This is a genomic window from Limnoglobus roseus (assembly GCF_008254045.1).
GTDB lineage: Bacteria > Planctomycetota > Planctomycetia > Gemmatales > Gemmataceae > Limnoglobus > Limnoglobus roseus.
The window spans coordinates 3,137,053-3,150,976 of the sequence record NZ_CP042425.1 but is presented as its reverse complement, the minus strand read 5'-3'; the positions used below and the strand labels follow the sequence as shown (position 1 = coordinate 3,150,976).

9 protein-coding genes are annotated in these 13,924 nt (G+C 65.7%); 7 read left to right on the top strand and 2 right to left on the bottom strand.

The genetic code is table 11. The annotated features are described in order from the left end of the window. Positions 1–78: 78 nt before the first annotated feature. The gene (locus PX52LOC_RS13230) at positions 79–3,210 is read right to left on the bottom strand and encodes a PVC-type heme-binding CxxCH protein (protein WP_149110539.1); all 3,132 of its coding nucleotides are present in this window, start codon (positions 3,208–3,210) and stop codon (positions 79–81) included. A gap of 241 nt (positions 3,211–3,451) precedes the next feature. On the opposite strand from PX52LOC_RS13230, the gene PX52LOC_RS13225 reads away from it, so the two are divergent. The 3 genes from PX52LOC_RS13225 (at position 3,452) to PX52LOC_RS13215 (ending at position 7,492) form a co-directional block, all read left to right on the top strand. Continuing rightward, positions 3,452–4,471, top strand: coding sequence for an FG-GAP and VCBS repeat-containing protein (locus PX52LOC_RS13225; RefSeq protein WP_168218974.1), 1,020 nt, complete (start codon positions 3,452–3,454; stop codon positions 4,469–4,471). Positions 4,472–4,649: 178 nt separating this feature from the next. Beyond that, positions 4,650–6,317, top strand: coding sequence for a gamma-glutamyltransferase (gene ggt / locus PX52LOC_RS13220; RefSeq protein ID WP_149110537.1), 1,668 nt, complete (start codon positions 4,650–4,652; stop codon positions 6,315–6,317). An 86-nt stretch (positions 6,318–6,403) separates the two neighbouring features. Further along, positions 6,404–7,492: an MJ0042-type zinc finger domain-containing protein gene (locus tag PX52LOC_RS13215; protein WP_149110536.1), complete on the top strand. Its 1,089-nt coding sequence runs from the start codon at positions 6,404–6,406 to the stop codon at positions 7,490–7,492. Here PX52LOC_RS13215 and PX52LOC_RS13210 read toward each other — a convergent pair. Further along, complete coding sequence (locus PX52LOC_RS13210) at positions 7,479–9,353, bottom strand: sensor domain-containing diguanylate cyclase (RefSeq protein WP_218575351.1); 1,875 nt, start codon at positions 9,351–9,353, stop codon at positions 7,479–7,481. The two genes, PX52LOC_RS13215 and PX52LOC_RS13210, sit on opposite strands and share 14 nt — an antisense overlap. Before the next feature lie 342 nt (positions 9,354–9,695). Here PX52LOC_RS13210 and PX52LOC_RS13200 point away from each other — a divergent pair, with 342 nt between their 5' ends. From PX52LOC_RS13200 to PX52LOC_RS13185, 4 genes are all read left to right on the top strand, one after another. Continuing rightward, positions 9,696–10,580, top strand: coding sequence for a DUF6263 family protein (locus tag PX52LOC_RS13200; protein ID WP_149110535.1), 885 nt, complete (start codon positions 9,696–9,698; stop codon positions 10,578–10,580). A 32-nt stretch (positions 10,581–10,612) separates the two neighbouring features. Continuing rightward, positions 10,613–11,494, top strand: a complete 882-nt coding sequence (locus PX52LOC_RS13195) for a DUF6263 family protein (RefSeq protein WP_149110534.1) — start codon at positions 10,613–10,615, stop codon at positions 11,492–11,494. Between the two features lie 106 nt (positions 11,495–11,600). Continuing rightward, positions 11,601–12,155 (top strand): thioredoxin family protein, encoded by a 555-nt coding sequence (locus PX52LOC_RS13190; protein ID WP_149110533.1) that lies wholly within the window; start codon positions 11,601–11,603, stop codon positions 12,153–12,155. A gap of 50 nt (positions 12,156–12,205) precedes the next feature. Beyond that, positions 12,206–13,924 carry a hypothetical protein gene (locus PX52LOC_RS13185; RefSeq protein ID WP_149110532.1) on the top strand — a complete coding sequence of 573 codons (1,719 nt, stop codon included), beginning with the start codon at positions 12,206–12,208 and terminating at the stop codon, positions 13,922–13,924.

Here is a 13,924-nt window from a genome sequence, read left to right as displayed (position 1 = left end):
GACCGAAGACTGGGTTTGGTCTTCTAAACAGTGTTCGGTTTTCCTCTGTGCTCTCGGTGTCCTCTGTGGTGAAAAGTCTTACTTCTGCCGTTGGTCTGCGAGGTAGCCGATCAGGTGGTAGAACTCCTGCGGCTTTAGCTTCTCCGCGATGTCGCTCGGCATCGGCGACAGCGGCGACGTCCGCTTCTTGTCCACGTCGGCCTCGCTCACCCGCGTTTCCTTCGCCTGCGGGTCGATGAGGATGAGCGTCTTGCCCTCCACCCGCAACAGACCGGACAGTTGGCGGCCGTCCTTCAGTTCCAGCGTCGTCGTGTAGAAGGCGTGATCGACGTTGCGGTTCGGGTCGAGGACGTCCTCCATGATCCGCTCGACGCCGCGGTTGCCGATGCCGTCGAGTTGCGGGCCGACCTTCGCCCCCTGCCCGCCGAGTTGGTGGCAGTTGGCGCACGTCGTGCCGAACAGCTTCTTGCCGGCGTCGAGGTCGATCTTCGCCTTCTTGAAGCCGTCGCCGCGCTGCTTGAGCAGGGCCGCGATGCGGGCGTCGGCACTCGGCAGGCCGGCCGTCAGTTCTTTGACGCGGGCTTCCCACTTGTCGGCGTTCGTCGCCTTCAGGCGGTCCAGAACGGCCTTCTCCTGCAGCAATCGTGCCGAGGCGTTGCCTGTTTGGACGGCCGCGAACAGGTGGGCCGTGCCTTCCTTCGAGGATGCGAGGCCGGTCGCAATCAGCACGCCCTGCCGGTGCGGGGCGGTCTTGAGTAAGTCCTTGAGCAGAATCAGGTCGAGCAACTTCGTGGAAGCCGCGAGGATCGGCAGCGCCTTCTCGCGAAGGGCCGGCGGCGAGGTGGCGTCCTTGACGATGTCGCTGCACGCTGGCAGCAGTTTGTCCTTCGGCTGCTTCTCGACGGCGGCGAACGCGGCCAACCGGACCGCCTCCGACCGCTTGGGGTTCGTCACCAACTCCAAGGCCGCCGGGGCCACGTCGTAGTCGATGGTTGCGGCCAGTTGCAGGCTGCCCAGCACCACGCCGTCGTCGGCTGCCGTTAATCCGCCTTGCACCGTGCGAGTGAGCCGGGCCAAGTCGCTCGGTGCGAACGACGCCCCGGCACTGGCGACGCCCCGGCGGAGGGCTTGCATCATGCCGATCCGCGACCGGCCATCGGTGATGTCTTGAGCCGCCACCCACGCCTGCTGCCGGTGGCAGTCGCACCCGTACCGGCCGACGTGCTGATACGCCCGCTCCGCGAACGCGGGATCAAGTGTGCCAGCTTTCAACCGCTCTGACAGCCACCAACCCGCATAGGCCGTCGGCACGCCGAGGAACACGTCGTCGAGGACGGCGACGTCTTGGCCCTTCTTCGCGATAAATAGTTTCAGCGCCCACACCAAGTCTCCCTGTGTGTCGGGATCGGCCAGCACGTTCCGCAAGGAAATGCGGGCGGCGTGGCGGAGGCCCACGTCTTCGGGCAGGGCACGAACGATGATCGACGTCAAGTCAGCGATGTCATGCGTGTATCGGAACGGAGCCTCGAGTTGGGCGTCCACACGGATTCGCTCTGCCCGTGCCTGCTCTTTGATGCGTTCGGGCAGTGGATTGATACTTTGCCCCGGCGTGGGATTCTCATACTTCTTTCTCACGTTCCGTGGGAACTTATCGAATGCGACAGCGGCATGCGGATCGATAGGACGTGTTTGGGTGGCTCGGTTCAAGAGGAATATGTAGTCGGTGCTGATCGCGGCCTCATGAGCGTTATCCAAAAACGCGGCCTGCTTGTCGAATTCGAGCCGGGTTACCACCCACACCAGATCGATGAACTGCCGGTCCGTCATGTCCCGCGGCTTCTTAAACGCCTCCTTCACGACCGGCAGCGTTTCCTTCCCCCGCTCGATCAAAGCCCGCGTCGCCATCAGCCGCGTCGTGATGTTCTTGCTGCCGGTCAGTTCCACCAGTTTCTCCGGCGTCTCCTTCGTCAGATCGGCGAACGGCATCTTCGGCGGCGACGCCTTGCCGTCCTTGCCCTGCCACACGATCCGCCAGACCCGGCCGCGGGACTTGTCGCGGCCGGGGTGCTTCAGGTCCACCTCGTAGTGGCCGATGATCTTGTTGTAAAAGTCGGACACGTACAACGCCCCGTCCGGGCCGAGCTTGATGTCCGACGGGCGGAACCACGGGTCGCCGCTGCTCAGGAAGTCCGGCAGTTCCTTCGCCACCGGCGTGCTGCCCTTCCACTCGATCTTGTCGGCGTTGATGCGGTTCGTCACCACGTTGCCGAGGAACGTGCAGCCCTTCCACTGGTCCGGGAACTGGTCCGCGTCGTACCACGTCAGGCCGCACAGGCCGGTGCTGCCGTGGTCGTGGTGGGTGACGTGCGGGGCGTACCCGAGGCCGTCGTGCGGCTTGCCGAAGCTGTCGTAGTACGCCCCCTTGATGAGCTGCGTGATCGGCTTCGAGTGGCAGTCGGCCGTGTACAGGTTGAACCACGGGTCGACCGTCATGCCGAACGGGTTGACCTGGCCGCGGGTGTAGATCTCGATGCGGCTGCCGTCCGGCCGGAAGCGGAACGTGTTGCCGCTCTGCATGTGCACCTCGTGCCCGTCCTTGCCCTTCACCCGCGACTCGTTCGAGAACCCGTGGCAGGCGTACACCCAGCCGTCCGGCAGGTACGCGAACGAGTTGTACATGCCGTGCGTGTCCTTGAACCCGAAGCCGGTGAAGAGGACTTCCCGCGTGTCGGCCTTGCCGTCGCCGTCGGTGTCGGTGAGTTTCAGGATTTCGCCGGCCGACGAGACGATGCAACTCTTGCAGTCCGGCAGCGGCAGGATGCCGATGGGGATGTTCAGCTTGTCGTCGAAGACTTCGATCTTCTTCGCCAGCCCGTCGTCGCCGAAATCGGACAAGACGAACAGCTTGTCGGACTCCTCCCCCTTCGGGGCGGCGAACGGGTAGTGGTACGACGTCGTCACCCACAGCCGGCCCTTCGCGTCGAAGGCGAGTTGGATCGGCTTCTGGATGCCGGGCGTCTTCGGCGTGCCGCCGAACGGCCACGGGGCGAACTGCGGTTCGGCCGCGACGAGTTGGGCGACGAAGCCGTCGGGCAGCTTGAAGGACTTGCGCTCGTCCTCCGGCGACTTGGCGTCGGTCGGGGCGACCGGCTGTTGGGCGAAGCTGAGGTTGGCAAACGTGACGAGCGTGAGGAACGCGGCGAACCGCATGGGAGAAGCCCTCGGGGTGGTGGGAGAGCCGATTGTATCGCGGGAAATGAGGGCTGTCACGCACCAGAGCGGATCAAAAGCCGCGATCACCGGCCGCCATTGCCGGGGGCGGGTCGTCCGGGTATGGAATTTTTTGCGCGATCGGCGGCCCGATTCGGCCCGACTCCGGGCCTGATGGATGAGGAGCAGTCGCCCCACGGACGGGGCTGCCGCCCGATTACCACTCTGGAAGGAATCCGCCGTGCCGAAACCCCGCAAGTCCGCGCCGCTCGCCCTTCAACCGCTCGAAGACCGGACGACCCCCGCGTCTGCCGGCCTGCAAGCCCTTGACATCGACCCGTCCCGCTCGGCCACGGCCGACGTGAACGGCGACGGGTTCAACGACTTCATCACCGTGACGAAAGCCGGCCAAGTCGTCACCGTGAACGTCGTCTACGCCAACCTCGAAGGCGTCACGGCGACCACTAGCAAGGTCTTCGAATCGACCTACACCGGCGGTGCCCGCGTCGCGGCCGGTGACCTCGACGGCGACGGCCGGGCCGAGATTGTCGTCTCCGCGGACATCGGCGGCAGCGGCCGGGTCGTGATCTTGAAGGCCATCGCCGACCCGACGGTCAACACGACGCCGCAGGGGAAGTTCGCCACCTTCACGCAATTCGAGACCGCCGCCAGCTTCTTCGGCATCGCGGATGCCAACTTCCGCGGCGGCAGTTCCGTCGCCGTGGCCGACTTCAACTCCGATGGCAAGGGGGACGTGGCCATCGGGGCCGGGGTTGGTGGTGGCCCGCGGGTGGCCATTTACGACGGCACGACGGCCGTGAAAAGCGCCCCCACGCGGTTGGTGAACGATTTCTTCGCCCTGCCGGAAACGTCGATCTTCCGCGGCGGCGTCTCCATCGACGCCGGCGACGTGAACGGCGACGGCAAGGCCGACCTGATCGTCGGGGCGGGGCCGGGCGGCGGACAGCGCACGCGGGTCATCTCCGGCGTGGACGTGATGGCCAACAAGGGCAGCACCGCGACTCCGTTGGCCGACTTCCTCCTCGGCGGCAAGGACAGCGGCGAACGACTCGGCGAAATCGTCTCCTTCGAACCGACCATCACCGGGACGAAGTACAACGGCTTCTCCGTCTTCGCGATCGTCAACTTCCCCGGCTACGACCACCCGATCGTCAGCGGCGGGACGTACTACCTCGGCAAAGACCTGCCGAAAAGCCCCGGCGTCGTCCCCGACCTCGACGACCGCGTGACCGTGCAGTAGTTTCGGTCCCCGATTCGGCGGGTGCGGTACGGTGCTGGAAGCGATCCACCCCCTCACCCGTCGAATCTTATCCCTCGAATCCGATCCTTGATTTCGTCACGTCGTTCTGCGATAAGAGTTGATCCCCTCTCCATCACGAACAACCCCGCCGCCGCCGGGCATCTTCGGAACGTAGCTCATGAGACATTCGATCCTGGCCCTCGGCTTGGCGTTCAGTTCGTGTGCGGCCGCGCAAGCCCAGATCAAACCGCGGGCGGAAACCATCGCCGATCACGGCATCGTCGCGACCAGCCACCCGCTCGCCGCACAGGTAGGGCTGGACGTGCTGAAGGCCGGCGGCAACGCCGTCGACGCGGCCATCGCCACGAGTGCCGCGATGGGCTTGATGGAACCGATGTCGTGCGGCATCGGCGGCGACCTGTTCGCCATCGTCTGGGACGCGAAGACGCAGACGCTCCACGGCCTCAACGCCAACGGCCGCGCGCCGCTGAAGGCCACGCGGCAGCTCTTTAAGGACCGCGGCCTCGCCGAGATTTCCGAGAAGGGACCGCTGAGTTGGTCGGTGCCGGGCTGCGTCGACGGGTGGGACGAGCTTCGCAAGAAGTTCGGTACGAAGACGTTCGCAGAACTGCTGACGCCGGTCATCCGCCACGCCAACGAGGGCGTCGTCGTACCGAAGGTGATCGGCGGCTACTGGGCCACGGCCGAGCGAGTCGCCGAGTTGCGGGCGGTTTACACCGTCAACGGACACTCACCGAAAGTCGGCGAGACGTTCAAGAACCCGACGCTCGCGAAGACGTACCAACTCATCGCCGACGGCGGCCGGGATGCCTACTACAAGGGGCCGATCGCCGAGGCCCTGGTGAGGTTCTCGGACGCGAAGGGCGGCCTCTTTCAGATAAAGGACTTCACCGAACACACCTCCGAGTGGGTGAAGCCGGTGAAGACGACCTACCGCGGGTACGACGTGTGGGAACTGCCGCCGCCCGGCCAGGGGATCGCGGCGTTGCAAATGCTGAACCTGCTCGAACCGCACGACCTGAAAATGCTCGGGCACAACTCCGCGGACTACTGGCACCTGATGATCGAGGCGAAGAAGATCGCCTACGCCGACCGCGCGAAGTTCTACACCGACCCGCGGTTCACGAAGGTGCCCGTCACGCAACTGATCTCGAAGGAGTACGCGGCCGAACGCGGCAAGCTGTTCGACCCGGCGAAGGCGATGAAGGACGTGGCCGCCGGCGACGCGAAGCTGGGGCTGGCCGACACGATCTACCTGTGCGTGGTGGACAAGGACCGCAATTGCGTGTCATTGATCCAGAGCAACTACATGGGCTTCGGCTCCGGCCTCGCGTCGCCGGACCTCGGCTTCGCCCTCCAGAACCGCGGCACGCTGTTCGCCCTGGACGAACACCACGCCAACCGCCTCGAACCGGGCAAGCGGCCGTTCCACACGATCATCCCGGCGATGGTGACGAAGGACGGCAAGCCGTGGCTGACCTACGGCGTGATGGGCGGCGACATGCAACCACAGGGTCACGTGCAAGTGCTGGTGAACCTGCTCGACTTCGGGATGAACGTCCAACAAGCCGGCGAGGCGGCCCGCATCGAGCACGTCGGCAGCGCCACGCCGACCGGCAAGCCCGGAGCGGCCGACGGCGGCACGCTGAAGGCAGAGCCGGGCATCCCCGACGCGGTGCTGAAGGAACTGGCGAAGCGCGGCCACGTCGTGGACCGCGTGAAAACGAACGGCGGCGGCTACCAGGGCATCCTGATCGACCCCGCCACCGGCAAACTCCACGGCGGCACCGAGGCCCGCAAGGACGGCCGGGCGGCGGGGTACTGAGGTCCGCCCGAAAACGCTTGTCTTGCCGTGATCGAGGCGTTAGCTTGGAGGCCATTCATAGTAGTCTTAATTCGAGAGCCTCTCCCATGCCCTCGTCCATCGAATGCCCGTCCTGTTCCGCGCAAATGACCGTGCCGGCCGACGCCGCCGGCAAGCGCGTCCGGTGCCCGAAGTGCCAGAAGCCGGTCGCCGTCCCAGCCCCCGCCGACGAGGACGACTTCGAAGTCGTCGAGGACGACGCACCGGCCCGGGCGGCGTCCAAGTCGAGCAAGCGGAGGGCGGCCGAGGAGGACGAAGAGGATGAACGGCCGCGAAAGAAGAAGGCGGCCGTCCACGACGACGAAGACGAGGATGACCGACCACGGGCGAAGAAGGATCGCCGGCATGAAGACGATGATGACGACGACCGACCACGCAAGCGGTCAAGCGGCGACCGTGCCCGCAAGCGCCGCGGTGGGTCTGGCGATGGGCCGAAGAAGGCGCTGATCCTCGGCGGCGTGGCGGTGACCGTCGCCGTGGTCGTGGCCGGCGGGGTGATGTTCTTCAAGGGGAAGATGGGCGCGCCGGCCGGCGGGCCGGGCGGTCTCGGCAGCGTCCTGCCCACGGGCGGGCCGCCACCCAACTACTCGGCCGTGCGGGAGCCGGGCGGCATGTTCGCGGTCTACCTGCCCGGGCAGGCGAACAAGTGGTTCGGCACGGAGAACGGCCAGGACATGGAGGCGGCCGGCAGCTACCACTGGTCGTCGTCGGTGGTGCTGGAACAAGGCCCGGGCGGGCGGCGGCTGGAAGCGAGTGTCTCGTCCCGTCGCCTCAAAAACGGGTACAACCCCGGCACGACTCCGGAGCAACTGCTAGCGGCCCTGCGGGAGCAAGAGCGAGGTGCGCGGGTGCAAGACGACCAAGAACTCGTGAGCCAGCGGGCCATTGTCCTGGGCGGCCTCCCGGGGTTGGAATGCCGCGTGAAAAAAATCGTCCGGAAGTCGAAGCCGAACCCGCGGGAGGATGCGGACCCCATCTACCGGGCCATCCAGCAGGCCGGCCGTGAAGACAACATGCACGTGTACTACATCACCCACAACGGCAAGCAACTGTTCGTGATCAAGGTCGAAACGCGGCGAGATTTCCCACCCGACGAGACGCTGAAAATCATCACCGACTCGTTCACGATCCTCTGACGGCCGCCGGCGGTGGCGTCGTTACCCCGCTACCGTGGCTCACGCGGTTGCGGCCGGCTTGCTTCGAGCGGTACAGGGCTGCGTCCGCCTCGGCGAGCAGTTCGGCTGAGTCGGCCGTCGTCGGGGTGAGCGTGCCAACGCCGATGCTGGCCGTGACCGGCCGCCGGCTCCACGACCGGCCGGCCAACGCCCGGCGGCACCGCTCGGCCACGACCAGTGCGCCGGACAGTTCGGTGTCCGGCAGGACGATCGCGAACTCTTCGCCGCCGTAGCGGGTGACGAAGTCGGTCCCACGGGCCACGGTTTGCAGGGTGGTGGCGACGATTTTCAGCACTTCATCCCCGGCCGGGTGGCCGAAGGTGTCGTTGAACGCCTTGAAGTGGTCCACATCCAAAAGGATCAACGACAACGGGTGGCCGTAGCGGGTGGCCCGGTCGAACTCCTCGCCCAGCCGCTCGTTGAACGCCGCCCGGTTCTTCACGCCGGTCAGGCCGTCGGTGACGGCCAGGGCCTTCAGCCGGGCGTTGGCCTCTTCGAGTTGTGTCTGGTAGTCGAACAGCCGGTTCTCGTGTTCGACCTGCTCGGTGATATCCCGGACGATGACCGCGTGTAACCCTGCCCCGCCGTTGGGTACGACCGTCACGCGGAGGTCCACCGGCACCACTGAACCGTCCTTGCGGCGGTAGTGGCGACGGCCCACGTCACAGCGGCCGTCACACGCAAGCACGTCGAACATGGCCCGGGTGTTACGGGCGAACAGGTCCGGCGTCTCCCCAGCCACGATGTCGAACGGGTCCAGCGCGAGGAACTCTTCGGCCGTGTAGCCGAGCATGCCCAGCAGGGCCGTGTTCGCCTCCACGAATCGGGTCGTGGCCGCGTCCACCACGCACACCCCTTCGGCGAGCCGATCCACGGTCGTGCGGAACTTGTTCTCGCTCGCCCGCACCGCGTCTTCGGCTAACTTCTCGGCGGTCACGTCCACCGACATGCCGGCGAGCATCCGCCGCCCGGACGCATCGGTGAACGGGAACTTGTACGACCGCCAGCGGGTGATCCGGCCGTCCCGTTCCGGCGTCGCTTCCGAGTACTGCACCGCCTCGCTGCCGGCCAGCACCTGAACGTCGTGCGCCCGGTACTCGTCGGCGAACTCGGCAGCGAACAGATCGTGGTCGGTCTTCCCGACCCAGGCGTCCACCGGCCGGTCGAAGCGGTCGGCGAGGGTTTTGTTGACGAAGACGAACCGGCCGGCGGCGTCCTTCATGTACGCGATGGCCGGACTGTGGTCCATGAACGCCCGGAACCGATCCTGCTCCGCCCGCAGTTTCACTTCGAGTTTTCGCCGCTCGCGCACCTCGTTCGCCAGGGCGACGACCTGCCGGCGGAGGATGAGTTGCGCCACCACTTGGCGGGCGAGAACCCGCAGGGCGTCTTGCTGCTCCGGGGTGAGGGTCCGCGGCGTGCGGTCGATGGCGCAGAGCGTGCCGAGGTTGAACCCCTCCGGCGTGGTCAGCGGCGCGCCGGCGTAGAAGCGGATGTGCGGTGCCCCGGTGACGAGCGGGTTGTCGTGAAACCGCTCGTCGGTCGCCGCGTCGGCCACGACGAACAACTCGCGGCCGAGAATTGCGTGCGGGCAGAAGGCGATGTCCCGGCTCGTCTGCTCGGCATCGACGCCGACCTTCGCCTTGAACCATTGCCGGTCGCGGTCGATCAGGCTGATGACGGAGATCGGCGTGCCGCAGATCGTGGCCGCCAGCCGCGTAAGGTCGTCGTACTCCCGCTCGGGCGGGGTGTCGAGGACGTTGAAGGCGCGGAGAGCCTCTAACCGGGAAGACTCGTCGGCAGGGAGCGGAGCGATCATCATCGAGCTGTCTCGGATTCCTTCCCCAGGCGAGCCAGAACCGCCTTCTGAAAGCCGGGCGACACAACGTGCCGGAGAGGCGGTGGTTTCGCTGCAAGTGCATGGGGGTCGACGAACTTTAGTCTAGTTTCCTGAGTCGTGCAAAGTGGGACACACGACCGCGTCGAAGTTCCCGCGGGTTGGAAAGTTTATGCCCCGGCCGACGGGCTTCGCGTAAGCAAACGTGTACACTCCGGCCGCTGGTTCCCGCGGGCGGAGAAGTTTGAGCGCGGGCGGGCAAACCTTGTCGCCCGCCGCGCCCGAGGTTAGGTTCACTAAGGATTGTCACCCCTTCCGGAGCACCCCATGACCAGTCTGGTGGCGAGCTTGGTTCTCGCGATCGCCTTCGCGCCCCCGCAGGCGGACGGCGTGTCGCTGAAGTGGAAGATGAACGTCGGCGACACCTTCTACGCTCAAAGCGTGGTCGGCCTCGAACAAACCGTGACCGCCGCCGGCAAGGACGTGGAGCAGAAGCAGGACCAGACCGCGGTCAGCCGGTACAAGGTCACGAAGGCCGACAAGGACGGCTACACTCTTGAGCAGACGATTCTCCAGTCGATCATCGAAACGAACATCCTGCCCGGCGGGGCCGGCGATTTGAGCAAGAAACTCCGCGGCGCGACGTTCACCATCACGCTCGACGACCAGCTCAAGGTCAAGAAGTTCGAAGGCATCGACGACCTCATCCAGAAGTTGGGTGCCAACGACCCGAAGGTCAAGCCGCTGTTGGCCGCGACGCTCAACGAGGACGCGATGAAGAAGAGTGTTCAAGACCTGTTCTACTGCGGCCCGGACAAGATCGTGAAGGTCGGCGACACCTGGAAGCGCGAGGACACGCTGCCGCTCGGCCCCCTCGGCGACATGACCCTGGCGATGGAGTACAAGTACGCCGGGTCGAAGGCCGGCACAGAAGACATCGTCCTCAGTGGCAAGGCGACGTACGCCGCGCCGAAGAAGGACGCGGGCGGGGCGCTGCCGTTCAAGGTCGTCAACGCCGACTTGAAGACCGAGAAGATGGCCGGGAACCTCAGCTTCGACAGCAAGGCCGGGCGACTGAAGGAATCGACGATGGAGATGAAGATGTCCGGCACCCTGACCCTCGCCATCAACGGGATGGAAGTCGCCATGGACCTGAAGCAGAAGATCGTCGGCAAGACCACGATCCTCGACAAGAACCCCGTGGTGGACTGACCAACCCGTTCCTTTCTTCTCGGAGCACGCTCATGACCGGGCTCATTGCCGCCCTTGCCGTCTCGCTCGCCCTCTCGCCGGGACAAGTGGATGGCGACTTGCTGAAGTGGAAGCTGAAGGAAGGCGAGACGTTCTACGTCCGCTCGACCAACGCCACGGATCAGACGATCTCTGTCGGCGGACAGAACCAAGAGCAGAAGACCGAGCACACCAGCGTCGACGCCTACAAGGTCACGAAGGCGACCGCCGACGGGTACACGCTGGAAATCACGACCCTACAATCGACCACCGAGACGAACATCGCCCTCGGCGGGCTCGGCTCCTTCGACAAGGACATGGTGGGCGAGAAACTGACCGTCACCCTCGATAAAGACTTCAAGGTGAAGACAGTCAAGGGCGTCGACGCGCTCCTCAAGAAGTTGACCGACGGCACCCCAGCCGCCAAGGCGTTGACCGACAGCGTCATCAGCGAAGGAACGTTGAAGAAGGCCGTGCAAGACTTGTTCCGCAGTGGCCCCGGCAAGCCGGCGAAGGTCGGCGACGAGTGGAAGGCCGACGAGACGACGCCCCTCGGCACGTCCGGGGAACTGACCGCCAAGATGGATTTCAAGTACGCTGGAACGAAGGACGGCGTCGAAGAGGTCACGTTCACGGGCAAGGCCAAGCTCTCGCCGCCGAAGGAGACGCCCGCCGACGCGATGTTCAAGACCGTCAAGTCGGACATCAAATCCGACAAGTATACCGGGACCAGTCGCTTCGATAGTAAGGTCGGCCGGCTGAAGCAGACCGAAGAACTCTTGACCCTCAAGGGGACCATGACGATCGCCGCCGGCGGCATGGAAGTGGAAGTCGACGTGGCGAGCAAGGCCACGTCGAAGGTGGAAGTCTTCGACAAGAGTCCGATCATCGACTGAGCAGGACTCGGATCGCTGTTAGATTTTCGGCCTCACGCGGTACCTTCTCCTAGAACCACCCTCGGCCCGCGGCCCCCGCTGCGGGCCGATTCACTTGAGGACGCTCATGCTCTCGTTCGATTTCTTCCAGAAGGCCCTTCCCTACGACGACTTCTTCACGCAATTCGGCAAGCCGACCGACAAGCCCCGGTGGGACGCGACCCGGCAGAAGGTGGCACTCACCCCCGACCAACAGAAGCTACTCGGCACGTTCAGGCGCAAGACGAACATGCTGGTCCTGGCCGGGGCGTGGTGCGGCGACTGCGCCGGACAGTGCCCCATATTCGAAAAGTTTGCCGAGGTTGCCCCGGTTCTCGTGCCACGCTACCTTGACCGGGACGCCCATCCTGCCGCGCAAGAGGAACTCAAGATCAACGGCGGCAACCGCGTGCCGGTGGTCGTGTTCTTCAGCGAAGACGGCCAGGAAGTGTCGCGGTTCGGCGAGCGAACGCTAACGACGTACCGAAAACTGGTCGCCCAACTCGGCGGCGACAGTTGCGGCAGCGGCCTCGCGACCGGCGACACCCTGCCCGGCGTGGTGCAAAACTGGCTCGACGAGTTTGAGCGGGTGCAGCACATTCTGCGATTATCGCCCCGCCTGAGGCGTTTGCACGGAGACTAATCGTACCATAAGTTAACTGCGTCCCAGTGTGGCGCACTCCCGAGGCTTCCATGTTCGGCTACCCGTGCCCGTTTTGCAGTCAACGCCTTCTGGCCGCGCCAGAACGGGCCGGCCAGCGGACAATCTGCCCGAAGTGCCTGAAGCCGATCGTCATTCCGAAGCCCGAAGACGACAAGAAGCCGGCGGAAGAACCGCCGCCGGCCGTGGACGAAGCCGAGGCCGACGAAGTCCCGATTAACTCGATGCCGGCCCACCTGGACGACGACCCGCCGAGCCCGGCCGCCCAGACGCCGATGCCCGAAGCCCGCCCGCCGGCCCGCATCGGCCCACCCGCCGGGGTTTATCCCGAACCGATCCCGCTGCAACCGGCCCCGCTCCACCACGCGGCGGCCGTGCTGGTCCGCAACCCGGATTCCGTCGCCGACTTCGCCCCGCCGGCTGAAGCCTACTCGCCAACACCCGCCCCGGTGGCAACGCCAGGGCCGAAGTCGAAGCCGACTCCCGAGCCGCACTTCCCGACGCCGGCCGCCTTTGTCACGCCGGCCCCGCTACCGGAACCGCAGAGCTTCCCACAGCAACCGCACTACCAGCCGCCGATGTACCCCGCGCCAGGCCGCATCACCGGGGACCACCCGGCCGCCGCGATGCCGACGCCGAGCGTGGGCCACAACAACACCGGCGGATTGGTCGTCTTCAACCCGATGGACGTGGACGGGGCCGAACTCGCGGCCGAGTTGACGACCGTCATCTCGATGCGGATGAAGCCGCCAGCCGAGCCGCCGAGCGACCTGCGGCTGACGACCGGCCTGTGGATCATCCTGACCGCGTGCGGGCTGGCCCTGTGGTTGTTCTGCATGATGTCCGACGTGGAGCCGCTGAAGAACGTCGCCCTGATCGGCGCGATCGAACTGCTGATCGGCTACGTCTGGGTGGCCCTGGCGTTCGGCCGCCGGAGCACGAAACAAGGGTTCGCCACGCTCCTCCCGCCGGTCTGGGTCTACCGGGCAGCCAACCCGCCCTACGAACCCGGTTACCGCCCCCTGCGGTTCGTCGTGGCCGGGGCGATCCTGCTGACGCTCTACGTCATCGGGCCGAAGGTCCAGCCGACACTGTTCGTACTGATCGGCTTCAAAGACCCGTCCACCCAAGCGCCCGAAGCCGTGGTCGAGACGCCGCTCATGAAGCTCCAGGAAGCGGAGCGTGACAAGAACCTGGCGGGCATCCGGGAGCAACTCGCCGCGTTCGGGAAGCCGGAGTCGTTCCTCAGCACGCCGCCGGCCGAGAAGCCGAAGGTCATCGAGAACCTCCGCCGGTTGGCCCGGTTCGACCGCGGCGAGGTGAAGGAAGACGCCCTGCGGGCGCTCGTTACCTGGTCTCCCGATGAGGCGAAGCCGCTGGTCGTCGCGGCGATTACGTCGTCGAACGAGGAAGAGCGAGCGGTCGCCTACGAACTGATCCCGCGGTGGAACGATCTGGACACGGTCAAACTGCTGGTGGACCGGCTCGGCGCGTCGAAATACGCACGCCCGGCGCTCGACACCATCGGCAGTACCGACCGCGGCCGGCAGGCGATCGAGGACGCGATGCTGCCGTTGCTGCGGAAGAACAACACGATCAACCGCCTCGAATTGGAGATGCTCGCCGGCGACTACGGCGGCCCGCGGTCGCTGGAAGTGCTGGAAGTCCAGGCGAAGCAGAGCGTCATCCACGACGAGTTCGACACGCTGGCGCGGTGCATCGCAAAGATCAAGTCCCGCCTGCGGCCGTGA

Coding starts and splice junctions, on each gene's coding strand:
- PX52LOC_RS13215 (WP_149110536.1), top strand. CDS start 6,404: ATGCCCTCGTCCATCGAATGCCCGTCCTGTTCCGCGCAAATGACCGTG.
- PX52LOC_RS13210 (WP_218575351.1), bottom strand. CDS start 9,353: ATGATGATCGCTCCGCTCCCTGCCGACGAGTCTTCCCGGTTAGAGGCT.
- PX52LOC_RS13195 (WP_149110534.1), top strand. CDS start 10,613: ATGACCGGGCTCATTGCCGCCCTTGCCGTCTCGCTCGCCCTCTCGCCG.
- PX52LOC_RS13185 (WP_149110532.1), top strand. CDS start 12,206: ATGTTCGGCTACCCGTGCCCGTTTTGCAGTCAACGCCTTCTGGCCGCG.
- ggt (WP_149110537.1), top strand. CDS start 4,650: ATGAGACATTCGATCCTGGCCCTCGGCTTGGCGTTCAGTTCGTGTGCG.
- PX52LOC_RS13190 (WP_149110533.1), top strand. CDS start 11,601: ATGCTCTCGTTCGATTTCTTCCAGAAGGCCCTTCCCTACGACGACTTC.
- PX52LOC_RS13200 (WP_149110535.1), top strand. CDS start 9,696: ATGACCAGTCTGGTGGCGAGCTTGGTTCTCGCGATCGCCTTCGCGCCC.
- PX52LOC_RS13230 (WP_149110539.1), bottom strand. CDS start 3,210: ATGCGGTTCGCCGCGTTCCTCACGCTCGTCACGTTTGCCAACCTCAGC.